This window comes from Ensifer canadensis, assembly GCF_017488845.2.
Lineage (GTDB): Bacteria > Pseudomonadota > Alphaproteobacteria > Rhizobiales > Rhizobiaceae > Ensifer > Ensifer canadensis.
The window spans coordinates 1,164,631-1,188,809 of sequence record NZ_CP083370.1; the positions used below are offsets into that span (position 1 = coordinate 1,164,631).

Annotated in this window: 27 protein-coding genes; 13 read left to right on the plus strand and 14 right to left on the minus strand. The window is 60.9% G+C overall.

Annotated elements, in window-relative coordinates; all coding sequences use genetic code 11:
• The first annotated feature begins 47 nt into the window (after positions 1-47).
• Positions 48-485 (plus strand): DUF1489 family protein, encoded by a 438-nt coding sequence (locus tag J3R84_RS05725; protein WP_025426715.1) that lies wholly within the window; start codon positions 48-50, stop codon positions 483-485.
• 250 nt (positions 486-735) lie between these two features.
• Here J3R84_RS05725 and J3R84_RS05730 read toward each other — a convergent pair whose 3' ends face one another.
• The 6 genes from J3R84_RS05730 to J3R84_RS05755 all read right to left on the minus strand — a co-directional run bounded on the left by J3R84_RS05730 (position 736) and on the right by J3R84_RS05755 (position 6,612).
• On the minus strand, positions 736-1,005 hold the full coding sequence (locus J3R84_RS05730; protein ID WP_025426716.1) for a hypothetical protein: 270 nt from the start codon (positions 1,003-1,005) through the stop codon (positions 736-738).
• 75 nt (positions 1,006-1,080) lie between these two features.
• Positions 1,081-2,598, minus strand: coding sequence for a D-alanyl-D-alanine carboxypeptidase (locus J3R84_RS05735; protein WP_057205111.1), 1,518 nt, complete (start codon positions 2,596-2,598; stop codon positions 1,081-1,083).
• A 184-nt stretch (positions 2,599-2,782) separates the two neighbouring features.
• On the minus strand, positions 2,783-3,517 hold the full coding sequence (locus J3R84_RS05740; RefSeq protein ID WP_025426718.1) for a hypothetical protein: 735 nt from the start codon (positions 3,515-3,517) through the stop codon (positions 2,783-2,785).
• Positions 3,518-3,842: 325 nt separating this feature from the next.
• Positions 3,843-4,451, minus strand: coding sequence for a transglutaminase-like cysteine peptidase (locus tag J3R84_RS05745; RefSeq protein WP_203527270.1), 609 nt, complete (start codon positions 4,449-4,451; stop codon positions 3,843-3,845).
• Between the two features lie 837 nt (positions 4,452-5,288).
• Positions 5,289-5,897, minus strand: a complete 609-nt coding sequence (locus tag J3R84_RS05750; protein WP_025426720.1) for a PilZ domain-containing protein — start codon at positions 5,895-5,897, stop codon at positions 5,289-5,291.
• A 106-nt stretch (positions 5,898-6,003) separates the two neighbouring features.
• Entirely contained in the window at positions 6,004-6,612 is a 609-nt protein-coding gene (locus J3R84_RS05755) for a PAS domain-containing protein (RefSeq protein WP_051509159.1), read from the minus strand.
• Positions 6,613-6,956: 344 nt separating this feature from the next.
• On the opposite strand from J3R84_RS05755, the gene J3R84_RS05760 reads away from it, so the two are divergent.
• Both J3R84_RS05760 and J3R84_RS05765 read left to right on the plus strand, forming a co-directional pair.
• Complete coding sequence (locus tag J3R84_RS05760) at positions 6,957-7,688, plus strand: rhomboid family intramembrane serine protease (RefSeq protein ID WP_025426722.1); 732 nt, start codon at positions 6,957-6,959, stop codon at positions 7,686-7,688.
• Positions 7,689-7,953: 265 nt separating this feature from the next.
• A complete protein-coding gene (locus J3R84_RS05765; RefSeq protein WP_025426723.1) occupies positions 7,954-8,382 on the plus strand; it encodes a CBS domain-containing protein in 429 nt (142 codons plus the stop codon).
• Positions 8,383-8,540: 158 nt separating this feature from the next.
• Here the strand turns inward: J3R84_RS05765 and J3R84_RS05770 are convergent, their stop codons facing one another.
• The 4 genes from J3R84_RS05770 to folE all read right to left on the minus strand — a co-directional run bounded on the left by J3R84_RS05770 (position 8,541) and on the right by folE (position 11,005).
• On the minus strand, positions 8,541-9,506 hold the full coding sequence (locus J3R84_RS05770) for a patatin-like phospholipase family protein (protein WP_025426724.1): 966 nt from the start codon (positions 9,504-9,506) through the stop codon (positions 8,541-8,543).
• A 46-nt stretch (positions 9,507-9,552) separates the two neighbouring features.
• Entirely contained in the window at positions 9,553-9,777 is a 225-nt protein-coding gene (locus J3R84_RS05775; protein ID WP_146160899.1) for a hypothetical protein, read from the minus strand.
• Between the two features lie 134 nt (positions 9,778-9,911).
• A complete protein-coding gene (gene hisI / locus J3R84_RS05780) occupies positions 9,912-10,364 on the minus strand; it encodes a phosphoribosyl-AMP cyclohydrolase (RefSeq protein ID WP_025426725.1) in 453 nt (150 codons plus the stop codon).
• A gap of 23 nt (positions 10,365-10,387) precedes the next feature.
• A complete protein-coding gene (folE, locus tag J3R84_RS05785) occupies positions 10,388-11,005 on the minus strand; it encodes a GTP cyclohydrolase I FolE (RefSeq protein ID WP_025426726.1) in 618 nt (205 codons plus the stop codon).
• 343 nt (positions 11,006-11,348) lie between these two features.
• Between folE and J3R84_RS05790 the strand changes: the two genes are divergently transcribed.
• From J3R84_RS05790 to J3R84_RS05815, 6 genes are all read left to right on the plus strand, one after another.
• The gene (locus J3R84_RS05790; RefSeq protein ID WP_025426727.1) at positions 11,349-11,795 is read left to right on the plus strand and encodes an iron-sulfur cluster assembly scaffold protein; all 447 of its coding nucleotides are present in this window, start codon (positions 11,349-11,351) and stop codon (positions 11,793-11,795) included.
• A 3-nt stretch (positions 11,796-11,798) separates the two neighbouring features.
• Positions 11,799-12,173, plus strand: a complete 375-nt coding sequence (gene yidD, locus J3R84_RS05795; RefSeq protein ID WP_025426728.1) for a membrane protein insertion efficiency factor YidD — start codon at positions 11,799-11,801, stop codon at positions 12,171-12,173.
• A complete protein-coding gene (locus J3R84_RS05800) occupies positions 12,170-12,598 on the plus strand; it encodes a DUF2267 domain-containing protein (RefSeq protein WP_025426729.1) in 429 nt (142 codons plus the stop codon). The genes yidD and J3R84_RS05800 overlap by 4 nt, the downstream gene beginning before the upstream one ends.
• A 17-nt stretch (positions 12,599-12,615) precedes the next feature.
• The gene (locus J3R84_RS05805) at positions 12,616-13,170 is read left to right on the plus strand and encodes a DUF1697 domain-containing protein (RefSeq protein WP_057205107.1); all 555 of its coding nucleotides are present in this window, start codon (positions 12,616-12,618) and stop codon (positions 13,168-13,170) included.
• Between the two features lie 216 nt (positions 13,171-13,386).
• Positions 13,387-15,369 (plus strand): threonine--tRNA ligase, encoded by a 1,983-nt coding sequence (gene thrS / locus J3R84_RS05810; protein WP_025426731.1) that lies wholly within the window; start codon positions 13,387-13,389, stop codon positions 15,367-15,369.
• A 183-nt stretch (positions 15,370-15,552) separates the two neighbouring features.
• A complete protein-coding gene (locus J3R84_RS05815) occupies positions 15,553-16,392 on the plus strand; it encodes a lysophospholipid acyltransferase family protein (protein ID WP_025426732.1) in 840 nt (279 codons plus the stop codon).
• Positions 16,393-16,439: 47 nt separating this feature from the next.
• Here the strand turns inward: J3R84_RS05815 and J3R84_RS05820 are convergent, their stop codons facing one another.
• The gene (locus J3R84_RS05820; RefSeq protein ID WP_057205104.1) at positions 16,440-17,444 is read right to left on the minus strand and encodes an RgsD C-terminal domain-containing protein; all 1,005 of its coding nucleotides are present in this window, start codon (positions 17,442-17,444) and stop codon (positions 16,440-16,442) included.
• A 99-nt stretch (positions 17,445-17,543) separates the two neighbouring features.
• Between J3R84_RS05820 and J3R84_RS05825 the strand changes: the two genes are divergently transcribed.
• Positions 17,544-18,128 carry a nitroreductase family protein gene (locus J3R84_RS05825; RefSeq protein WP_025426734.1) on the plus strand — a complete coding sequence of 195 codons (585 nt, stop codon included), beginning with the start codon at positions 17,544-17,546 and terminating at the stop codon, positions 18,126-18,128.
• On the plus strand, positions 18,128-18,730 hold the full coding sequence (locus J3R84_RS05830) for a flavin reductase family protein (protein WP_025426735.1): 603 nt from the start codon (positions 18,128-18,130) through the stop codon (positions 18,728-18,730). Before J3R84_RS05825 ends, J3R84_RS05830 begins: the two co-directional genes overlap by 1 nt.
• Before the next feature lie 23 nt (positions 18,731-18,753).
• Here the strand turns inward: J3R84_RS05830 and J3R84_RS05835 are convergent, their stop codons facing one another.
• On the minus strand, positions 18,754-19,458 hold the full coding sequence (locus J3R84_RS05835; protein ID WP_025426736.1) for an aldolase/citrate lyase family protein: 705 nt from the start codon (positions 19,456-19,458) through the stop codon (positions 18,754-18,756).
• 73 nt (positions 19,459-19,531) lie between these two features.
• On the opposite strand from J3R84_RS05835, the gene J3R84_RS05840 reads away from it, so the two are divergent.
• A complete protein-coding gene (locus tag J3R84_RS05840; RefSeq protein ID WP_057205100.1) occupies positions 19,532-20,671 on the plus strand; it encodes a DUF2336 domain-containing protein in 1,140 nt (379 codons plus the stop codon).
• An 86-nt stretch (positions 20,672-20,757) separates the two neighbouring features.
• Here J3R84_RS05840 and J3R84_RS05845 read toward each other — a convergent pair whose 3' ends face one another.
• A complete protein-coding gene (locus J3R84_RS05845; RefSeq protein WP_025426738.1) occupies positions 20,758-21,174 on the minus strand; it encodes a hypothetical protein in 417 nt (138 codons plus the stop codon).
• A 227-nt stretch (positions 21,175-21,401) separates the two neighbouring features.
• On the opposite strand from J3R84_RS05845, the gene J3R84_RS05850 reads away from it, so the two are divergent.
• A complete protein-coding gene (locus J3R84_RS05850) occupies positions 21,402-21,884 on the plus strand; it encodes a GNAT family N-acetyltransferase (RefSeq protein WP_057214225.1) in 483 nt (160 codons plus the stop codon).
• Between the two features lie 127 nt (positions 21,885-22,011).
• On the opposite strand, the gene parE is transcribed toward J3R84_RS05850, so the two are convergent.
• Complete coding sequence (gene parE / locus J3R84_RS05855) at positions 22,012-24,075, minus strand: DNA topoisomerase IV subunit B (RefSeq protein ID WP_025426740.1); 2,064 nt, start codon at positions 24,073-24,075, stop codon at positions 22,012-22,014.
• Between the last annotated feature and the right edge of the window lie 104 nt (positions 24,076-24,179).

A 24,179-nucleotide genomic window follows, 5' to 3' on the forward strand; every position in this document is an offset into this window, starting at 1 on the left:
CGCAATTCGCTTGACCGTGACGGCCGGACGGGTGTTCAAAAACAGCCATGTCTCTGCATCTCATAAAGCTCTGCGTCGGAGCGGAATCGATCGATGATCTGCGCGAATGGGTTTCGCGCAAGGCCCTGGCTGCAATTGCCGCCGGCCTTGAACCGCATTCATACCACACCACCCGAATGGTGCCGAAACGCATGGACGAGCTGCTGGAAGGCGGCTCGCTCTATTGGGTCATCAAGGGTCAGGTTCAGGCGCGCCAACCGCTGATCGGTATCGAAACCTTTACGGACGGTGAGGGGATCGGTCGCTGCAATCTGCTGCTCGGACCCGAAGTCGTTGAAACGGAGCTGCAGCCGCGTCGGGCCTTCCAGGGCTGGCGCTATCTCAAGGCTAACGAAGCGCCTCGAGATCTGGCGTCGCTTTCGGGCGATGGGGCCGAAATGCCTCTCGAGCTCCGGCGCGAGCTTGCCGAACTCGGTCTGCTCTAAGAGCCTTTCCAGGAAGAGTGCGAAGCGGTTTTCCGCCAGGAAACGCGAAGAACCAAAGAAATAGAACGCTTCAATGGCTCCGTTTAGGACGGAGCGCTCAACTGCATGTTTCCTTAAATCCTATTCGATTTAAGGATAAAAACATGCAGCAATTCAAAGAGCTGCAGCGACCTTTGCGCGTCTAATAAGACGCGCGGCGCTGTGGCCAGACGAAAAAGGCGGCCGAAGCCGCCTTTCAATCTCAGTCTATTCAAAGGATGCGCATCTTCAGCGGGTGGCGACGACCGGGTGCCGTCACGTGAAGATGGATGCCGGCGCGTGGCTGTGTCGAGCGCCAGGCGCGTGCACCATGGGTCAAGAGCATGCCTACCAGATCCTTGGTCTTCGCCTTCGGGCGGTTCAGACCGAGATCGGCAATGCGCATCGCTGCCTCATGCAGCGGATGCAGATTGATGCGCGACGGTTTCGCCCGTCGCCCGGGCAAGGGAGTGACACCCGGAACATTCTCGTTCATTGCCATAACTAACCTCGTACGCTTTACAAAACCGAGGAGGGTGGTCGGACTAACAGATCGGCCACCGAAACTAAATGCCGTCTACTGCTGGGCAGCCCAGCAGGAAATGCCTTTCTTCTTCAACGTCTTGCATGCGTTTACCGCTGCATTCTGGTCGTCGAACCCGCCAAAACGAGCGCGGTAGAGCTGAGCACCGCCATTGCTGAAGGCGACCGTAAAGGGCGTTGCCTTGCTGAGCGCCTTGCCACCCTTGTCCTTGGCGTTGCCGAGCAGGGTCATGGCCTGTTCCTTGTCCGGCGTCGCACCGATCTGGATGACCCAACCCTGGGGCTGCGGTACAGCCTGCGGCTCGGCTTCGGCTGCGACCGGCTCGCGCTTGGGAACGGAGTTGGTGATCTGACCGTCGACCATGCCTGCGGCAACCGGCTGACGCGACAGCTTAATGCTCTGGGCGTCAAGCGTATTGGGGACGATCTTCGGCGACAGGACCGGGTTGTCCGATGCGCGCTTGGTGCCGGCATAGGCCATCTGCACGCTGTTGGTATTTTCGCCACTGTAGCGCACGGACGGAACCGGTCCGGTGTTCGGCAGGTCGAGGCCAGCGGCAGCTGCGACCGGGCTGGAGACCGGCGTTTCCGCGACCTGCGCGACAGCGATAGGCTCTTCGGCGACAGGCGCAACCGGCGTCGGTGCGGTTTCAGCGATCAGGTTGCCACCGCCGCGGCGCGATGCCGCCGGCATGTACTTTGCCACCAGGCGACGCATCTGGGCGTCACGGCTGGCGCCAGAGGTGCCGCCCATGACGACGGCGACGATGCTGCGACCCTCGAGTTGAGCAGAGGTCACCAGGTTGAAGCCTGAGGCACGGGTGTAGCCTGTCTTGATGCCATCGACGCCACGCACATTGCCAAGCAGGCGATTGTGGTTGCCGATCGTCTGCTTGCCGAAGCGGAAGCTGCGCGTGGAGAAGTAATCGTAATACTGTGGAAAATGCTGGCGAAGCGCGAGGCCGAGGCGTGCCTGATCGCGGGCCGTGGTGCGCTGTTCGGTATTCGGCAGGCCGTTGGCGTTGCGATAGGTGGTGCGGGTCATGCCGAGCGCACGCGCCTTGTTGGTCATCATGCGGGCAAAACGCTGCTCCGAGCCACCCAGCAGTTCGCCAAGCGCCGTCGAGGCGTCATTGGCGGAACGGGTGACGAGCGACAGGATCGCCTGCTCGACCGTGATCGATTGCCCCGCGCGCACGCCGAGCTTCGAAGGCGGTTCGGCGGAAGCGTTCTTGGAGAAGGGAACAGGCGTTGACTTGCTGATCCGACCGGCTTCGAGCGCCTCGAACGCCAGATAAAGCGTCATCATCTTGGTCAGCGAAGCGGGGTAGCGCAACTCGTCGGCATCTTCGCCGTAGAGAACCTTGCCGGTTTTCGCGTCGACGACGATGCCCGAATACTTCGGGTTGGCCAAAGCGGGTGCTGCGAAGGCAACCGATGCGACGGCGCCCGCAAGGACGATCCGTCCTACCATCTTTGAAAAGGCGCCGAACGGGCGTTTCGCGAGATCAAGAAAACCTGATTGGGACACTACGCTGCTCTTCATTCTCATGTCATGGGTGTTGTCCGGACGCCGCCTCCGGGAACGACCGTTCCTGAGACAGTATCGGCATAGCGTTACCAATCGGTTTATGATGAATGATTGGTTTCCGGAATCGGACGCATTTGTACAGAGGTGATACCGGTGTAGCGCAATGGTGCGGCGCACAAGCCAGCATCACACCACTTGGACAAAATCAGGGCACGAGATGGCTTTTCACGAAGCCACCCACAGCATTGTCGATTTCGCGCCATTGCGGCAGCAGATTGCGGGAGAAGCGGTAAAGGACGACGAGATCCTTGCCGGCATGAATATCGCGCTGGCAGTCCGCACTCGTGGAGGCCTCGTTCGCGCGAGGCTCCAGACAGCGCACGACGTAGGGTGGCTCCTTTCCACGCGCAGCTGTGAAGAAGGCCTCGCCGGCATAGCTCGACGTCGCCTTGACGCCGTGCCGCGTCAACCCATTGGGGCCAGGGCCTGTGGCGCCCTCGAAGACCTGGGTGTAGATGGGGTCGAGCCGACCGGACATGTCGCGCGACATCGTGCTCTGCGCGATCTGCAGGAAGATCAGGGCCTCCGGACGGCTGACGTCATTGAAGAGGTTGCGGTTGTCGTCGCTGTACCCCTCGAGCGCTGGCCATGTCACGTAAACGTCGACCCGTTCGGCGATCGACGTCGCCCGCTGGTTTTCAAAGCGAATGACGTTGGCGGGCAGGCGTAGGTGATCCTGACCGATGAAGATATCGTAGGGCACGAGGCTTGACGTGTGGCCGGCCAGTGCGAGGTTTTCCCCGAACCAACGCCCCGACAGGGAAAGTGCGGCGGTGATCGCGGCAAGCAGGACAACGACCGCGGTGATCTTGTAGACGAAGCGCCTCGAAAGGAGCGGGCTGAGTTCCGGCTCCGAGTTCCCGTTGGAAGAGGTGCTCATCGATGGGGCGTCCCGTCGCGGTAGCCGCGCGATATGTGGCGGTTCAGCTGCCGCTGGTCGGTCGGCAGCGCAAGTTGGACTCTGGCAGGGGTGGCTTGCCTGACGCTGGTCGAAGGTGGTTAATTTTCGATTAAATAGGCGCGTCTTCCGCTTGTGCGCGCCTGATCTCGGCGCGCTGGGGTGGCCGAGAACAAGAAAGCCGGCTCCGAGGGACAGCGGAACCGGCCAGGGCCTGGTCTGAAACGGGGATGGGACTGACCGAAGCCCGGATAACTGATCGCGGCGCGGGAAATCACCCAACCACGCCGCGGTCATTCTGTGAGGGTTACTGGGTGCGGACGCTGCCGACTGCGACCGTGCGGCCATCCTGCAGCTTGACCCAGCGGCCAGCATGTTCGGTCGACTGCCGCTTGAGGTATGTGTATTCGGTATCCGACCACAGCAGCACTTTGTTGCGCATGTTGTCGAGGATGAAGTCGCCGCGATCGGTGCGCACGGTCAGGACCGCGTGGCCATCGCCATTCGGCTGAAGGACGACAGTGATCAAAAGGTCAGAGCCGGCGAAGCCGCTTTCGATGAGTTTGCGGCGCTTCAGCAAAACGTAGTCTTCGCAGTCGCCGACGCTGTCCGGGTAGGACCACTTTTCCTCGACGCCGTGGATTTCCATGTCGGTCATCGGCGTGACCCCCTGGTTGACGTCGTAGTTGACCTCGAGAATTTTCTGCCAGCTTTCGCGCGTCAGGACCATCGGGCCGCGATCGGCGCCGTTCGAGCGGCATTCGCCCGGATTGATCTTGCAGAACTCATAGTGGCCGATCGGCGGGTTGGTCGCACCGGTCACGGTCATGTTCGCCGGAAGGGCCATTGCGCCTTCGACCAGGCCGCCGGTCAAAAGTGCGGCGACAGCGATCATCTTGGTGATTGTCTTGAGCATGATTGTCTCCCCGTTATGGTTCGACAATGGCACGGACATTTTTATCGCTGGCGAATATGCGAGGTAAAACAAAGTACAAATGAAAATCGTATCAGAATAAAATAAGAACAGATTTTGAGATATATTTTAGTCGAATTTGATTCAAATTTTATCGATCTTGAACGGCCGTCGAGCACGCAAGTGGAATCTGTTAAGCATCTAAATGGTTGCAAGAGTGGGGTTTTGTGAGCGCATATCGACGGATAGCGTGCCAATGCCCGGGTGCATGGCGGCAGCTGGATGTGTCGGGGAGGGGCAATTTCGCCACTTTGCGTTTGGCCGCAATGCTTGATTTCAACGTGAAATCAACGCGACGAGCGAAAATACGGAGAAAAATTATTTGAAAAAAGTTGTGCCGAAAATCGGCAAAGGGAGCCACGGGCTGTGCTGAAATGGAGCAACAAGGCGCCGCGGTCGGAACGGACGCGCGGAAACATCGGTTCGATCGTCGAGAGTGTTGGGCCGGAATAGCCCCGATCCAGGGCGGTCTACCGCGTCGGCGTTGCCGATTATGCTCGGCCGCATACGGATGCCGCCGAGGACGAAGCGTCACGATTGAGGGCTGGCAATGCCGTTGAGGCGGCGGCCGAAATCGCCCAAAGCGCTATCGCGCAAACGAACGCAGCGATTTTGCGATAACGTCATGCGCATCACAAGAGTTTGAGGCGCAGTCCGCGGATACGACTGCTTAAATCCTTAAATCGGAATCGATTCAAGGAGAGAATCATGCAGCAGATTTAAAGTGCTGCAGCGTCCTTTGCGCGTTGACGCGCGGCGCCGTAGAGGCCGCGACGCGGTTTAGAGGAATTCCGTCAGGGCTTCGCGGGACTGGACGCCCGAGAATTCGATGGCAACGCCTTCCTGGAAATGACGGACAATCTTGCCCTTCATGTTGCCGAGCTTGATTTGCGTGCCGATCGGGGGGCGGTTTTCAATGTCCACCGCGGCGCCGGACATCGAAAGGTCGATGATGCGGCAGGGATACTTGGCACCGGTATCGAGCGTCAGCTCGGTCAGCGTCTTGCGCGGAGCAAGACGATCGTGGCGACGATCTTCGGGAAGGCCGAGTTCGTGCTTGTTGGCAATCCACGTCAATTGCGCCGCAAGCTTCTCGCGCTTGCGCTCCGTGGCGTTGAGCTGGATGACGAAGGCGTTTTCGGCGAGCCGAGACACGGTGCCTTCGAGCCGGCCGACGTGATCGATGTAGGCAATGATGCGTTCGCCGGCACGTGGGCGGGCTGGCGATAACAGAAGCACGTCACCCGGTGACATGTCGACGGCGGTGCAGTCGAATTCGTCGTGGTTGGCAAGCATCAGTCGCCCGGTAAGGTTCACCGAGACGCGCTGAAATGCGCCTTCCTGGTGCGGCTTCGGACCGGTATTTTGAGCTTGCTGGAACGAGAACATGATCACTCTGCATGACGTATCTTGGCAGGCAAAGCATAGTGCGGTCCGGTTAATAGAATGTTCGCCCTGCGGTTGGTGGCTGCGCGGATCTTGGCACAGGCGTTTGTCAGGCGTCGCGGCCGCCCTCGAAGACGCGCAAGTGTTGCACCTGCCGGATTCCGGGAGAAAATGCCTCGTCCATGGCCGGTTCCCTTAGGAGCGCCGCCGTCCGATCCGGATCGAGCACTCTGAGGCCCCTAACATCGAGACCGCTGACCGGTGCGGCGTGCAACCAGTACGGGCGCGACAATGGTGAGAGAGAACCGAGAATGCGGTCACTGTGACCTTCGTTGGAGGCGAGGGGAAGGAGCAGAGCCTCGATCTCCAATTCTCTCCTGTCTTCCGTCAGTGCAATCGCCGACAGCATGACGGGCACGTGTCGTGCCATCACCTGCGTGCTGACTTGAAGCGTTCTGCCAGCCTGGGTCCCGAACCAGAGTGTACCGAACTGCTGGCCGCGCAGTTCCTGGCCGAAGAGGGCGCAGACATGCGTTCCAGCCAGGCGGAATTTTATACTGGCGAAACTGTCCCTCTCGAGGATGAAGAGCTCAGGCAGGAGTGTCCGGATGGCCGACGGTTCGATTTCGTCGCGACGCGGTAGTTCACGGTCGCCACGAATGAGGTTCCAATACTGGAACAACTGCGTTGATGTCTTGCTGCGCATGATGTCGTTCATTCCATTTCGCGCGATCTGTGTGCCGATCCGGCACAAATTCGACCGCTCATACCGGTTGTCCTGATGACAGAGCGAATTCCGTGCCACCTGGAAATTAAGGTTAACAAACGGTTTCGATTGCTTCGGCCGCAGCGGGCTGGCACCTGAATGAACATCACTTCACGAAGGATTGCCTTCGGCACAGATTTTGAGCTCTGGGTATTGGGAGCTCACCGACCGTTCAGTTTTTACTGGACGGTCTTTTTTTGTTTGCTTATGGCTGGGCGCGCTGTCCGGCGATGCGCAATTGCCCGGCCGACTGGGTCGGATTGAAACGGACATGCGGACGGAAGAGAGCAGCAGCCATGGAACGAGATCAGGCAGCGACGCCACCGGAGGCGGAGCGGGAAGGCGCCGTCCAGCGCACGCACGAGCCCGCATTCAACCTGCCGGCGGGGCTGACGTGCATCCTGTTGTTCCTCGTCGCTATTCATGCGCTTCGCACCTATGTCTTCTCGAGCAGTCTCGACCAGGATATCATCCTGAACTTCGCCTTCCTTCCAGCGCGCTATGATCATCCGCTTGCCGAGCAGAGCCTTGCGTGGCTCTGGAGCCCGGTGACGTATTCGTTCCTGCACGGAAGCTGGGAGCACCTGATCTTCAATATCTTCTGGATGGTTGCCTTTGGGGCACCGGTGGCCCGGCGCATCGGCATGGCGCGGCTGGCTCTCTTCTGGGCTCTTTCGGCCGCCGCTGCCGTAGCACTTCACACAGTATTTCACTGGGGCGAGATGATCGTCGTGGTCGGCGCCTCGGGGGTCGTTTCGGGCTTCATGGGTGGCGCGGCGCGATTCGTGTTTTCGCCAAGCGGCCGCATCAGTCGGCAGTTCGCACACCTCAATCGCAGGCTTTCCTTCAGCGAGGCGCTCTCCAATCGCTCAGTCGTCGTTTTCAGCGGCATCTGGTTCCTGACGAATTTCCTCGTCGGGTTCGGCATGTTCACGCCTGGCGGAGCCGACAGCGTGGCGTGGGAAGCGCATATCGGCGGTTTCCTCTTTGGCTTCCTCCTGTTCGCGTTGTTCGACCCACGCGATTGAGAACGCACCGATCCTGTTGCGATCATTGTCAGAACGCTTGATTTCCCGGGAACGCTGGCGCACCATTTGAAACGGCCGATATTGTCCATGGACGGTGCGGCCCGTGAAGGCCGGGTGCTCAAAGGTATAGCGCGTTTCTGAGGAGCGACGCGTCAGCCTTGCAGGTACCGGAGTGGGTATAGGTTCCGTTCCCCGACTGTGCCGCACACGACAGGCTGGAACCTTCCCCGCCGACCCGGCGTCGTCGCAACGGGGAGAAGTGTGCATGTCAGTAAAAGCGATACTCAATGAAAAGGGCCGGAACGTCGTGACCGTCGGTCCTCGCATGACGGTTCAACAGGCCGCAGTCCTTCTGCGTGACAATCATATCGGCGCAGTGATCATCATCGATGCGGATGATCAGATCACCGGCATCCTGACCGAGCGCGATATCGTCGCCGCCATTGCCAAACATGGCGCTGCCTGTCTGGAGAAGCCGGTCTCGGCCGTGATGTGGCAGAACGTCTATTGCTGCACCGAGGAAATGTCCGTCGATACGCTGATGGAAATGATGAGCAAGCTGCGAGCCCGTCATCTGCCAGTTGAAACGAATGGGCACCTGGCCGGCATTATTTCGATCGGTGACGTGATCAAGCATCACATTCGCGCGATGGAGCAAGAGGCCGAGCACATCAAGGCCTATATAGCTGGATAATTGAAAGGGGCGGTTTCCGCCGCCCTTTTGTTGTCCGTCTGCGGCGCAATCTCGAACAGTCGTGCTGAACGCGCGCTGGCACTTTCCGCCATCGCTAAATGTGCGACCGGTACAGCAATCCCTTGGAGCAACGCGGAAACCTGGCATTGCGCCCGTTGTCAGCGAACCAGGACTTCCTGCATCCGGCGGATTTCGGCGAGCTTGGCTTTCGCTTCCTGATAGCCGCGATCAATCGCCTCTCCGGCGCGGTGGAATTCCGAGAGCCCGATGTCGTTGAGCTTCGGATGGAGGGCCAGATCCGGAGGATCGCCGGCAAGGCGCGCACGCGAGATGCGATCCTGAATGATGTTGAAGGCCTGAACCATGACGCTGGTCATGCCCATGCGCGCCGAGTGGTGCGTCGGCTCGTTGATGGCCGGCATATCCAGGGTCTCTGTGCCGGCGCTGTGTTTGACCACGGCAGAGCGGCCATAGAGATCGTAGTTAAGGTTCACGGCAACGACGAGCTGCTGTTCATGCGCACGGCATACCGAAACCGGTACGGGGTTGACCAGTGCGCCGTCCATTAATGTCCGGCCGTTGGCATTGATCGGCTCGAAGATGCCGGGAAGGGCATAGGACGCGCGGATGGCGGTGATCAGAGAGCCCTTTTCCAGCCAGACTTCGTGGCCGCTATGCACCTCGGTTGCAACCGCAATGAACGGTCGGTCGAGGCTCTCGATGCTTAGGCCCTTGAGATGCTCCTGCATGCGCTTGGTCAAGCGCAGCCCACCGAAGAGGCCGCCGCCGCCGATGGCGAAATCGAGCAGGCCGGCAATGCGTCGTACAGTCAGTGACCGGGCAAATGCTTCCAGTTCATCGAGCTTGCCGGCGAGATAACAGCCACCGACAAGAGCGCCGATGGAGGTACCGGCGATCATGCCGACCTCGATGCCTTCTTCGTCGAGCGCTCTGAGCACGCCGATATGGGCCCAGCCGCGAGCGGCGCCGCCGCCGAGCGCGATTGCGATCTTGGGCGGTCTGGGCGGCACGGCGGGTTCAGATGGTGTTGTCGAGAGTGATGACCCGTCCGGGTCGGTCAGGTCGGCAATCTGGCTGCTACGCGTAAAAGTCCAGTTCAACATCCGGCACCTCCAACACCGCCGAACACGTGGCAGCGCAACACGTCCTTCAGAATGCGCGAAGGGCGTCGTGGCGCTCCATGCATTGACTCAAACTTCCGAAGACCAGATTCGATCCTGGAACGACGCAATAATTTTGAGCGCACTTGTCTGGAGGAAAACCTGCCAAGCCGGCGCTGGTGCCGGCCTTGTCCTTATTCATCGCTGAAAGACTGGCACCGTTATTCAGATTACCATCGATCCTGTCGCCGCGTGCGGCGGGGCCGATAAACATTCACTACAGTTTGCAATGTTACCCGGCTTGCGGCCGTTCCCAGGGAAACTGCATCCTTGCCGAAGGATTAGGCGCCCGCTGGGTTACCAAAATATCAACGCAGTATGCACCCGCCCCAAAAAGATGCGCAATGCTTAATTTTTGTCATAAACCTCGGTCGGGTCGAAATGCCTGATGTCGTCGGTGATCGTAACGGTAGCACGGCCGCCATCGGTGCCGACCGTTCGATAGAAGCAGGAGCGGCGGCCGGTGTGGCAGGTTGCGTCGTGTCCGGCGACCGACACCTTGAGCCAGATGGCGTCCTGGTCGCAATCGGTGCGAATCTCTTTCACCGTCTGAAGATTGCCGGAGCTCTCGCCCTTCTTCCAGAGGCTCTTTCGGGAGCGGCTGTAATAGTGGGCGACGCCGGTCTCGATCGTCAGCGCCAGCGCTTCGGCGTTCATGTGCGCGACCATCAGCAACTCGCCGTCGCGTGCGTCGGTGACGACGGCGGTGATCAGCCCCTTTTCATCGAAGCGGGGCGTGAAGGCCGGACCGTTTTCCAGTTCGGCATTGTTGGAGGAGGGGGTCTCGAATGTGAGCGTCATGAAAGGCTCCGTTGGTAGGAGCCTTACTTGAAGCCCCGCAGCATCGTCATGAAACGGGCCTGTTCGGCCGGTTCGGTCTGGAAAGTACCCGTAAATGTGGTGGTCAGCGTTGTCGAGCCTTGCTTCTGAACGCCGCGCATCGCCATGCACATATGTTCAGCCTCGATCATCACCGCGACCCCGCGGGGCGCCAGCGACTCGTCGATCGCCTTGGCGATCTGGGCCGTCATCGATTCCTGCGTCTGCAGCCGGCGACCATAGATATCGACCACGCGGGCGATCTTCGAAAGCCCAAGAACCCTTCCATTCGGCAGATAGGCGACGTGCGCCCTTCCGATGATTGGCACCATGTGGTGTTCGCAATGGGAATAGAACGGAATGTCCTTGACCAGCACCATGTCGTCGTAGCCGGCAACCTCTTCGAAGGTCCGGCCGAGCACGTCTTCGGCTGCGAGATCGTAACCACTGAAAAGCTCGCGGTAGGACTTGGCTACGCGTGCCGGCGTATCCAACAGGCCCTCGCGACTCGGATCATCACCTGCCCAGCGCAGCAGAACGCGCACGGCGTCCTCGGCCTCTTTTTGCGTCGGCCGGTCGCTCGCATTGTCGAGCACGGGGAAATTCTTCACTATGGCATCCATAATGGCCTCTTTGCGCAATACGGGGATTGCTTGACGTTTTATCTTTCGGACAACTCGCCACTGGCCATTCGCCTAACCCTGCAGGCTTGGGTTCCGTCGGCGGGCTCCGGGGCTTTCTGGTCCTTGCTTAGCAGTGCAATGGACCGTCCGGCACGGTTTCCCAAACAACAGGCGACATTTTGATCCTCTTGCGGAACTGTCGCCCCAACACGACATAGCATATAGTATGGTGCCACAGAGATGAAAGAGGCCGAGGGGACTGCGTCGTGCTTTTTTCCTGCCTATAGGAGAAAATCATGCGCCGATCACCCAAAACCGCGAAAAATCAGCCGGATCGCGTCAAATGATGGATGACATTTACAACAATCGTATTCTCGACTTCGCCGGCAATATCCCGCGTATCGGGGTTCTGGAAAATGCCGATGCCGAAGCGGTTGCGCATTCGAAGCTTTGCGGCTCGAAGGTCCGGATCTGGCTGAAGATGGACGGCGACGTGGTCACGGATTTTGCCCATGACGTCAAGGCTTGCGCGCTCGGGCAGGCATCGTCGTCGATCATGGCTCGTCATGTCGTCGGCGCGCAGGCGAGCGAAATCCGAAAGGCCCGCGACGAGATGCTGGCGATGCTGAAGGCCGACGGGGAAGGTCCCTCTGGCCGTTTCGAGGACATGCGGTTCCTGAAGCCGGTGAAGGACTACAAGGCCCGGCACGCCTCGACCATGCTCACTTTCGATGCTGTCGTCGATGCGATCGGCCAGATCGAGGCCAGGCGTCTGGCGACGGCCGTCTGAGCCATGTGCCGGGATCCGCATTGCGAACATCCGCCCATGGCTGGCTCTGAGTCTGCGGGCGGCGGGCGCAACTGGTCCGGTCCTTTCCGCAGGACGCCGGGGCGCCTGCTTGGCATGGCCTTCATCCGTGCCTATCAGTTGACCCTTTCCAGTTTCATCGGCAATGCCTGCCGGCATCTGCCGACCTGTTCGGAATATGGCTATGAGGCAGTCGCACGCCACGGCCTGTGGGCCGGTGGTTGGATGACGCTTTTTCGCGTCGCGCGTTGTGGCCCGGGCGGAACCCATGGGTTCGACCCGGTGCCGGAGCGCCTGAAGGGCAGGCATCATTGGTATGCGCCGTGGCGCTACTGGCAGCCGCGGCCAAAGGGCGGATGAACGCGATGACGATCCCGATGGAATATCGGCAGGCTTCGGTCGATTTCGACCGCTTCATCACCGATGCCCGCGATATCTCAGGGCTCCAGACGACGAACCAGGCCTATACGATGGTTCAGGCCGTGCTGCAGACCTTTCGTCGTCGCCTGGATGTCGAGGATGCGATCCTGTTTGCCGACGTGCTGCCGCCGGTTCTAAGAGCGATCTTTATCGCCGAGTGGGATCTCGAAGAACCCACGAGCCCGTTTTCGGGAAGGACGGCTATGACGCTCGAAGTGCAAGCGCTGCGTGGAGACCACAATATTTCGCCGGATACGGCAATTGCCGATGTGGCGGCAGCCTTGCGGAAGAACGTCGACGAAGCGAAGCTCGATCGCGTATTGGCCCATTTGCCGGCCGGTGCCGCCGACTACTGGCGTGCATGAGCCAAGGAGTTCCCTGCGTGAACAGCTACGTCGCGCTGCTCTATAGTATCGTGCTCAGCGAAGGGCGGCGCGTTGTGATGGGTGATCTGAAAGCCATGGCCGAGCGGCTCGGTCACCGGTCACCGCGCACACTCGCCGCCACGGGCAACCTGTTGTTCGAAACGGACAGGGTTGCCGTCGGAGAGCTGGAGGCGGCGCTCGAGACGGCATTCGCCGAGACGTTCGGCCGGCAGGTCGACATCATCGTTCGTCCTGGTTCCGATTGGCTGAGGCTTGCCGCAGCCAATCCGTTTCGCGTTGAAGGCGAGGAGGACGGCACCCGCGTCCATGTTCGCGTGATGCGCGAGCCGCTTTCCGGCGCCGTGCCTTCGGATTTCGAACGCTATTGCACTGCCGGCGAGCGTCTGGCGGTCGTCGATGGCGACCTTTGGGTTCATTTCACCGGCCAGGCAAGCGAATCGAAACTGCTCGGCGCCTTGACCAAAAAACGTCTCGGCATCGGCACGTTCCGCAACTGGAACACGGTTAAGGGCCTCGCCGCGATGCTTCGTGCATCCTGCATGTTTCCTTAAATCCTATTCGATTTAAGGATAAAAACATGCAGCCATTCAAAGTGCTACAGCGACCTTTGCGCGTCTGATAAGACGCGCGGCGCTGTAGGCTGTCCTTGCCTTTACTCCGTTTCGAAAAACCTCTATCAGGCCTGCGTCAAATAGCCGGCGGAAGCCGGTCAGTCATACCACACCATACCACCCGCATTCGTTGGCGGGACTGGATAGGAGATCATGATGTCGAATCCCGTTTCCCTTACATTTCCTGATGGCTCCGTCCGCGAATACGCCCCGGGCACGACCGGGCGCGATGTCGCCGAGTCGATTTCGAAGTCGCTGGCCAAGAAGGCCGTCGCCATCGCGCTCGATGGCGAGCTGCGCGACTTGTCCGATACCATCGCCGATGGCCGCATCGAAATCGTCACCCGCGACGACAAGCGTTCGCTTGAGCTGATCCGCCACGATGCGGCGCACGTGATGGCGGAAGCCGTGCAGGAGCTGTGGCCGGGCACGCAGGTGACCATCGGACCGGTGATCGACAACGGCTTCTACTACGACTTTGCCAAGAACGAGCCCTTCACGCCCGACGACCTGCCGGTCATCGAGAAGCGCATGAAGGAGATCATCGCTCGCAACAAGCCGTTCACCAGGGAAGTCTGGCCGCGCGAAAAGGCACGCCAGGTCTTCGCCGACAAGGGCGAGGCCTACAAGGTAGAGCTGGTCGATGCGATCCCGGAGGGCCAGGATCTCAAGATCTACTATCAGGGCGACTGGTTCGACCTTTGCCGCGGCCCGCACATGGCCTCGACCGGCCAGATCGGTACGGCATTCAAGCTGATGAAGGTTGCCGGAGCCTATTGGCGCGGCGACAGCAACAACCCGATGCTGACCCGCATCTACGGCACGGCCTGGCATACCCAGGAAGAGCTTGACCAGTACCTGCATATCCTGGCCGAAGCGGAAAAGCGCGACCATCGCCGCCTCGGACGCGAGATGGATCTCTTCCATTTCCAGGAAGAGGGTCCGGGCGTCGTCTTCTGGCACGGCAAGGGTTGGCGTCTGTTCCAGACGCTGACGGCCTATATGCGCCGCCGGCTCGCCAACACCTATCAGGAAGTCAACGCGCCGCAGGTGCTCGACAAGTCGCTGTGGGAAACGTCCGGTCACTGGGGTTGGTACCGCGACAACATGTTCAAGGTGACGGTCGCCGGCGACGACACCGATGACGAGCGGGTCTTCGCGCTGAAGCCGATGAACTGCCCGGGTCATATCCAGATCTTCAAGCATGGCCTGAAGTCATACCGCGAACTGCCGGTGCGGTTGGCCGAATTCGGCAACGTCCATCGTTACGAGCCATCCGGTGCGCTGCACGGGCTGATGCGCGTGCGCGGGTTCACCCAGGATGATGCCCACGTCTTCTGCACCGACGAGCAGATGGCGGCCGAGTGCCTGCGCATCAACGATCTGATCCTTTCGGTCTACGAGGACTTCGGCTTCAAGGAAGTCGTCGTCAAGCTGTCGACCCGTCCGGATAAGCGCGTCGGTTCCGACGAGCTCTGGGATCGCGCCGAAAGCGTCATGACCGACGTGCTGAAGACGATCGAGGCGCAGTCCGAAGGCCGCATCAGGACCGGCATCCTGCCGGGCGAGGGCGCCTTCTACGGTCCGAAGTTCGAATATACACTGAAGGACGCGATCGGCCGCGAATGGCAGTGCGGCACGACACAGGTCGACTTCAACCTGCCGGAGCGCTTTGGCGCCTTCTATATCGACAAGGATTCCGAGAAGCGTCAGCCGGTGATGATCCACCGGGCGATCTGCGGTTCGATGGAACGCTTCCTCGGTATTCTGATCGAAAACTTCGCCGGCCACATGCCGCTGTGGATCTCGCCGCTGCAGGTCGTCGTCGCGACAATTACTTCCGAGGCAGACGACTATGGTCGCGAGGTCGCGGAGCTTCTGCGTGATGCCGGACTTACGGTCGAGACCGACTTCCGCAACGAGAAGATCAACTACAAGGTCCGTGAGCATTCGGTGACCAAGGTTCCGGTCATCGTCGTTTGCGGCAAGCGCGAGGCGGAAGAGCGTTCGGTCAACATCCGGCGTCTCGGCTCGCAGGCCCAGACGGCGATGTCGCTCGACGAGGCGATCGCTTCGCTCTCGGCTGAGGCCACGGCGCCTGATCTCAAGCGCAAGGCTGAAAAGAAAGCCCGGGGTTAACACCCCGGGACCTTCGCTCTGTCAGCAAACTGTCATATTAGCGGAATATCCGGATGCTACAGCGCCGCGCGTCTTATCAGACGCGCAAAGGTCGCCGTCGTACTTCGAGTTGCTGCATGTTCCTATCCTTAAACCGGGTACGATTTAAGGAAGCATGCAGGAGGCCATCCATCGGAGACTTCCGTGCAGTTCAAAGAGCTGTCTTACGCAAATGAAAATGACCGGCGCCTGAAGCGCTGGTTCATCCGCTCCATGGAGGGCCTGGCGGGTCGCAACCGATACGTCAAGCTTTACGCGCGTTGGCAATCCGACGTCGTCGGCAAGAGCGACCGGATCTTCGGCGAGATGCTGAAGCTGATCGATGTCCGCCTGCGGCTTCAGGGCGAATGGCCGCCTCGGCACCTGCCGGACACCCCCCTGGTTATCGTTGCCAATCATCCCTTCGGCATCGGCGATGGCATTGCCGTTCTGGCGCTTGCCGAGCAACTCGGCAGGCCGTTTCGGGTGCTGATCAACAACGAGCTGTTGAAGGTGCCGGAGATGGCGCCCTATTCGCTGCCGGTGTCCTTCGAGGAGACGAAGGAGGCCTTGGCGCTGAACATGGCGACGCGCCACGAAGCGGTGCGATTGCTGAAGGACGGCGTGACGATCGTGATCTTCCCGGCCGGCGGCGTAGCAACGGCGCGCTCGGGCTGGGGCAGGGCCGAGGATCTGCCGTGGAAGATCTTTCCGGCCAAGTTGATACAGGCCGCGCGCGCGAACGTCATACCGATCTATTTCGAGGGGCAGAACGGCCGCATCTTCCATCTCGCCAGCAAGGTCTCGCTGACGCTCAGGATCTCTCTCCTGATCCGCGAATTCCGAAGGCTGTCGGGCACGACGATCGCGGCCCGCATCGGGCATATCCTCACCTGGGAAGAGCTTTGCTTGCATGCTGACCGCAAGGATCTGCTCGGTCGCATCTACGAGGCGGTCTTTTCGATGGCACCGCCGCGTCGCCGTTTCCTCAAGCGTGCCGGCTGACGTAGCGTCAGGCGTGCCTGCCGCACGGTCAGCCTGGCGGCGTCAGATCAATCCTGTGCTTCCGCGGCTGCTTCCGGGCTTGCGGCCGCGCCGCCATTGGTCAGCAGCACTTCGATATCGGTGTTGACGCCGGCCTTCACCGTGAAATCGCGCTGGTAGATCTTGTTCTTGTTTCTTGCGACAGCCGTATAGTTGCCCTCGAGAAGAACCAGCGTCGGGAACGCCCCTTCCTCCTGGTCGACGATGTCGCCGGCCGAAGTCAGGATCGACCAGCCGGTGTCGGCGATGGCTTCGCCGCCCGGCTCGGAGACCAGCTTCAGCGTCAGCTTCGCAGCCTTGTGCTGGATCGTCGCTTCGGTCAGCTTGCCGGCTTCCACCTGGATGTCGGCCGTGATCACCGCATTTGTCGTGCCGTAGTTGGAGCTGACATGATAGGTGCCGGCGCCGAGGCGAAGGACGGTGCTGGGCTTCACGTCGGCGGCAATCAAGGCCCGTTCGCCATCGCTCTGCGTTTCGGACGAATAGATGGAGAAGCTGAGTTCGCCCGGCGGGATGCGCACATCGCTGCCTGAGACCGCATTCAACGTCATGCCGCCAGCATCAAGGACCAGTACCTGCTTGTCGAGCACGCCGTCTTCCGGGATGCGGATCTTGCGCGTCGCGGCCGCACGGCCAAATGCGACGTTGACGAAATACTCGCCCGGCACCAGGCTGAAGGCCGTCGATCCGCCTTCGGACGTCGCCAGCAGCGGCAGCTTGCCGTCGCTTCCGGGGATCGGGCTGAACACGCGCCAGGTCAGGCCGGCCTCGACGGGCTGACCCTTGCCGGTCAGAAGCGCCTCGAGTTTCACGTCCTTCAGTGTGCCGCCCTGTGTCGGGTCGCTGGTCAGCGGACTGAAGCCGGTCAGCTTCTGCGTCTTGCCGGTGGTGGAAATGGAGGGAAAGCTCTCGAAGGCCTCCGTGGCGTCCTGCGCCAGGACGCTGCCGGCGGTGATGCTTGCGAGTGCGACCGCCAAACCGGTTCTGATGAAAATACGAGGGCAGGTGCGCATGAGAGCAGTTGACTTCCTGACTGGGTGACTCCACTTGAGACGCCGGTATGGCATTTTCGTGGCTGCCGGTCGGCGGCAAAATAGTGGAATTCACCCAATATGAAAACCGAAATAAAGCTCGTTGACTATCTCGCGTCCCGCCGGTCCATTCCCGCTTTTCAGATGGGTGAACCAGGACCCGGTAGAGCTGAAGTCGAGGAAATGCTGAAGCTCGCCTCGCGTGTGCCGGATCACGGCAAGCTCGCTCCGTGGCGGTTCATCGTTTACCGCGGCGAAGAGCGGGCGCGCATCAGCGCCGAACTGAAGACAATGGCACTCGCCAAGAAGCCCGATCTGTCTGACGAGATGATCAAGGTCGAGGAGACGCGGATGACGCGGGCTCCGGTCGTCGTTGCGGTCGTCAGCAAGGCAGCCCCGCATTTCAAGATCCCGGAATGGGAGCAGCAGATGTCGGCCGGTGCCGTTTGCCTCAACCTGCTTATGGCGGCCAATGCGCTCGGCTATGCCTCCAATTGGCTGACCGAATGGTACGCCTTCGACGAAGCTGCCTATCCGTTGCTCGGCGTTGAGCCGGGCGAGAAGATCGCCGGCTTTATCCACATCGGCACCGCTACGGTCCCGCCAACGGAGCGTCCACGCCCGGAACTGGCCGAGATCGTCACCTGGGTCGGAGAAGACGCCTGATGTTCTACGACACGGCCGCAAACAGGCATGGCCTGCCGCATGATCCGTTCAAGGCCATCGTCTCGCCGCGGCCGATCGGCTGGATCGGCACGCGCGCCACGGACGGCTCGCTGAATATCGCGCCCTATTCCTTTTTCAATGCGATCAGCGACCGGCCGAAACTCGTGATGTTTTCGTCGAGCGGCTACAAGGATTCGGTGCGCAACATCGAGGCCACCGGCGAATTCACCGCCAGCTTCGCCAGCCGGAATCTGAGCGAGGCGGTCAACAAGACCTCGATTGCAGCTCCCCATGGCGAGAGCGAGTTTACGATAGCCGGGTTGACGCCGGTTGACGGGACGTTGGTCAAGGCGCCGTTCGTGGGCGAGGCCTATGCGGCGCTGGAGTGCCGGATGACCGAGATGTTCCAGCCAAAGGGGCTCGATGGCGAGCCCTCGGACAATTACGTCGTCATCGGCCAGGTGGTCGGCATCCACATTCGCGACGAGGCGATCCGCGACGGTCGTTTCGACATGGCGACGGTCCGCCCGCTCGCCCGCCTCGGCTACATGGATTACTGCGACGGCGGCGACGTCTTCCAGATGGTGCGTCCCACGCGCTGAGGCGTGGGTAGTCGGAGGAAGCGTCAGCCGCCTGTATCCAGCCATGCCGCTTGCTCCGGCGAGCGGCAGACCACGGAAGAAAAGCCATTGGCGCGGCTGGCAGCGAAGGCGCGCCGGACGGCCTTTTCAGTCACTGCCGTTTGCGGCAGCATTTCGTAACAGCCAAGACCCGCTTCATGGGCGCGAAGAGCAGCAGCGGCGCGCCCGGCGGCGATTGGTGCGACCAGAACCTCATCCTGCGGCTCCTTCGATGGTCTGCAGCCGATAGCCGCCGCCAGCGCAGAGGCATCGAAAATAATTCCTTCGAGACGCGGCGAGCTTTCGCCAAGGGAGTAGGGCGAAAGTACGCTTTCGGGGACCGAGCCATATTCGGCAAGGATAGCGACCTGCTGCAGGCGATTGCCTACGTTCGCCTCCGCGACGCGCAGCATGACATCGAGCCTCTGCACATCTGCGCGGCTCCGGCATCCGGAAAGCAGGACGCCGCTAATGTCGTTGCGAAGAAGCGAGGCCATGTCCTCCGCTGCCAGGCGGTTTATTGGAGCGATCCGTGCGAAGACACGGCAGGCACCGCGCGCGACTGCCACCAGCTGAGCTAGTGCATCGTCACCAAAACCGAGATCGACAATAATGCCATCGAAAGCGTTGAGATCGACGGACGTCGGTAGCGGCGCGCCGGCGCTCTGAAACAGCAGTGGTTTCATGGTTTTGAAGCGGTTAACGGACATGGTGAACCAATCTTAAACCTTTGCCGGCTAGGCTTCCAACATCAGGTGGCTTTGGGTGTCTAGTGGGGCGTCGGTGATCATACAAGCATTTCTTCGCTGGGTGGAGACGGCGAGAACGGGCGATCGTGCCCGCGCTGCCCGGGCCCTCGGTCGCGCCTATGTCGACGCGCAGATGAACGGTATTGATCGTCAGGCTGCCGAAATGGCAATGACCTTTCTGCTCGACGATCCCTCTCCGAAGGTACGTTCGGCTCTGGCCGAAGTGCTCGCGCCATCCTCCGATATTCCTCGTGCCATCATTCTCGGGCTTGCCGAAGACCAGCCGGAAATCGCCTACATCGTCATTTCCCGCTCGCCTGTTCTGACCGACGAGGACCTTGTCGATCTTGCAGCCCGGGGCTCGGTCGAGACACGGGCGCTGATTGCGGCCCGCGCATTCGTGTCACGTTCCGTCTCAGCCGCTATCGCTGAAATCGGCGGCGAAGAAGAAATGCTGATCCTGCTTGAAAATGGCGGTGCCCAGCTGCCGCGCCGGTCGTTGAAGCGGATCGCTGAGCGTCTCGGCTATTCCGCTGCCATCCGCGATCTGCTGCTGGACCGCGCCGACTTGCCAAGCGATGCCCGGCACGCGCTCGTCGAAGAGGTGGGGGCAGCTCTCGCCGCCTTCGGTCTGGTTCAGATGGCGATCGGAAAGACGCGGGTAGAGCGGATCACGCGCGAGGCCTGCGACGTCGCAGCGGTCGGCATGGCCGGCGCTTTGGCTGTGGATGAATTGCCTGACCTCGTCGCTCATCTGCGCGGGACCGGTCGCCTGACGCCGGCGTTCCTGTTGCATGCACTTGTCACCGGTCGGGCGGAGTTTTTCTCGGCAGCCATCGTCGATCTCTCTGGCGTCACGGAAAAGCGCGTTCGCTCGATCCTCTCGAGCGGCCGCATCCATTCCATTCGCGCCCTGTTCGAGAGCGCCGGCCTTGGGCGTGACGTCAGCGAAGCGTTCGCTGAGGCGGTCCTGCTCTGGCGCAAGGACGGCACGACCGGCACGGACGATTGTCGCGCCTCGGTCTGTGCCGCGCTGCTCGCAAGCTTGCACGGTCAAAGGGCGCCTTCGCCGGCCTGCAATGCAATGGCGGAAATTCTCGAGCGTCTGGCCTTTGCCGAGCAACGGCAGTCTGCCCGCGACTATGCCCAATTGGCCGCGCGCCAGGCCGCCTGACGTCAATTCGCCGAAAGGTCAGCCAGCCGTGCTGGCCGCCAAACCACGAGCGCCGAAAGCCTGATGAATGACCCCGCCTGATTGCGTCAGTCGGTGAACCGCCGCGCCACCCAGGAATAACCGTCCTCGATGTAGTGAACCGGCTTGCTGACCAGGGTCTTCAGCTTCTCACGGTCGGGAACGGCGCCGGAGAGAAACGCAAGGGCGCGCTTTGGCAGGGTCGGTTGCACCTCTGCTGCCTGCGGCGCCGGCGTCTCGGGCTGCGGAAGCGGAGCGACGACCTCCGGCTGCGGATCATTGGTGGCGAAGCCGGGGCCGGAACTCTCGCAGACGGCGACGACCACGGGATAGTTGGCATTGGAAAAGCGCGGCAACTGTTTCTGCGAATCCGTATCGCATTGGGCGATCGAGGGCCATGTCCCGTCGACCGTCGAGATATATTGGCACTGGCTGACGTCGTGGTCACAGCCAAGGATGGTCATAACGATCAGGGTGGCTTTCATGGTCTGGCTGTATCCATCTGGGCGCCGGTTGCACGACTTCTGCCTGTGTGATTCTTCCGGAATTAGGGCAATGGCCTGAACGCGCAGAAACAATTTGTTTCGCCGCGTCATTCGGATTGATGGGCAGGTCTGGTCCTTGCGCAATTTGACGTATTGGGTGCCGACCTACAGGCCGTTAGTTTCGCTTCAGAACCGCAAACGAACCAAGCCATTGCCGAGGATAAAAATTGCCTGACGTCACGATCGCCGAAGAGTTACCACGCCAGCCGGAAATCCTGCGCCTTCTGGAAATGTCGGACGCCTATGCCGCATTGCTCTATCCTGCGGAAAGCAACCACCTTGTCGATGTGCCGACGCTGGAGAAGCCAAGCGTATCCTTCTTCGTCGCGCGTTTTGATGGAATTGTCGTCGGTTGCTGCGCGCTGGTCGAAGCCGGCGATGGTTCGGCGGAGATCAACCGCATGTTCGTCGACCCGCAGGCGCGGGGACTGAAGGTCGGAAAGCGTTTGTTGCAGACAGTCGAGCGGCACGGCGAGAACTGCGGTCTTGATATCATCCGGCTTGAAACCGGTATTCACCAGCCGGAAGCAATCGGGCTCTACAGGAGCGCCGGATATGTCGAGCGCCCGCCTTTCGGCAACTACCAGCCGGATCCGCTGAGCCTGTTCATGGAGAAGGCGCTGCGCACACCTGCAGATCTCGATCGATAGTCGGAGCGGCGTCTTTGAAGGCGCCTCGCAAATGGGCAACGCCCGTCGTTTCGGGCGTGCCATTATCGGCTTCACCCACGGTGCCTATCTGCTTGTAAACACATAGGCACCGCGACGTCTCGGTCGATCAGATATCGAGATTATCCGCGAACACGGCGCGTTCCTGGATGAACCGGAAGCGTGCGTCGGCCTTGGTGCCCATCAGGCTGTCGACGGCTTCGCGCGTGCCTTCGAAATCGACGTCGTCGATTTGGACCTTGAGCAGCGTGCGGAACTTCGGATCCATTGTCGTTTCCTTGAGCTGCGCCGGCAGCATCTCGCCGAGACCTTTGAACCGGCCGACTTCGACCTTGCCGCGGCCGTTGAATTCGGTGCGCATCAGCTCTTCGCGATGGGCGTCGTCGCGGGCATAGAGCGTCTTCGAGCCCTGGCTCAGGCGGTAGAGCGGGGGTACGGCGAGATAGAGGTGGCCGCCGCGGATGAGCTCCGGCATCTCCTGGTAGAAGAAGGTGATCAGCAGCGAGGCGATGTGCGCGCCGTCGACGTCGGCGTCGGTCATGACGACGATGCGTTCGTAGCGCAGGTCCTCTTCCCGGTATTTGCTGCGAGTACCGCAGCCGAGCGCCTGGATCAGGTCGCCGATCTGCTGGTTGGCGCCCTGCTTTTCCCGACCGGCGCTGGCGACGTTGAGGATCTTGCCGCGAAGCGGCAGGATGGCCTGGTTCGCGCGGTTACGCGCCTGCTTGGCCGAGCCGCCAGCCGAATCCCCTTCGACGATGAAAAGTTCCGCACCTTCGGCTGTGTTCTGCGAGCAGTCGGCAAGCTTGCCGGGCAGGCGCAGCTTGCGCACCGCGGTCTTGCGGTTGACTTCCTTTTCCTTGCGGCGGCGGACGCGCTCGTCGGCGCGCTCGATCACCCATTCAAGCAGTTTTGCCGCCTCGGCCGGGTTGTCGGCAAGATAATGATCGAAAGGATCGCGCAGGGCGTTTTCGACGATGCGCTGTGCTTCGACGGTTGCCAGCTTGTCCTTCGTCTGGCCGACGAATTCCGGCTCGCGAATGAAGACCGAGAGCATGCCAGCGGCTGAAATCATCACGTCATCGGTGGTGATAATGGCGGCGCGCTTGTTCTGCGTCAGCTCGGCGTAATTCTTCAGACCCTTTGTGAGCGCGATGCGGAAACCTGCCTCGTGCGTCCCGCCTTCAGGCGTCGGAATGGTGTTGCAATAGGAATGGACTTGCTGGTCGCCACCATACCAGGTGACGGCCCATTCGAGCGATCCGTGGCCGTTCGACTTCTCGGACTTGCCGGCAAAGATCTCGCGGGTAACCGTGAACTCCTTTCCGAGCGTTGCGGCAAGATAGTCCTTCAGGCCGCCGGGGAAGTGGAACACCGCCCGGTCCGGTATCTCGGAGCCTTCCGGCAGCAGCGACGGATCACACGACCAGCGGATTTCGACGCCGCCGAAGAGATAGGCCTTCGAGCGTGCCATGCGGAACAGGCGCGCCGGCTCGAAGCGGGCATGCGGTCCGAAAATCTGCGGATCGGGATGAAACCGAACCCGCGTTCCGCGTCGGTTGTGGACGTCACCTAGCTCCTCCAGGCCACCCTGCGGCACGCCGCGCGAAAAGCGCTGGCGATAGAGCTTGCGATTTCTGGCAACCTCGACTTCGAGATCGTCCGACAGCGCGTTGACGACGGAGACGCCGACGCCGTGCAGACCGCCGGAAGTTTCATAGGCCTTGCCGTCGAACTTGCCGCCGGCATGCAGAACCGTCATGACGACTTCGAGCGTCGATTTGCCCGGGAATTTGGGATGGTTTTCGACCGGAATGCCGCGGCCGTTGTCGGTTACCGACAGATAGCCGTCGGCGTCGAGATGGACTTCGATGAAGTTGGCGTGCCCCGCCACCGCTTCGTCCATCGAGTTGTCGATGACTTCGGCGAAGAGATGGTGCAACGCCTTTTCATCGGTGCCGCCGATATACATGCCCGGACGCCGACGGACAGGCTCCAGCCCCTCCAGCACCTCGATCGCCGAAGCATCATAGTCGCCGCTGTCGCTGCCTTTGGGAGCAGGGCGCGGTTCTTCACGCGGAGCCGGCGCCGTTCGCGCAACAGGCGCGGCGTCTGCCACGACGGGCTTCGGTTGTTCGGGTATTGCGGAGAAGAGGTCGCTGTTGTCGTCCATGGGGCGTCTAGATCATTCCTGTCGTGCGGAGGTGCTGAAGGCCATAGCAAGACCTCGGTCTTGTCGCCATCCCCAGTCATTCGAATCACCCGAATTCTGCCAGA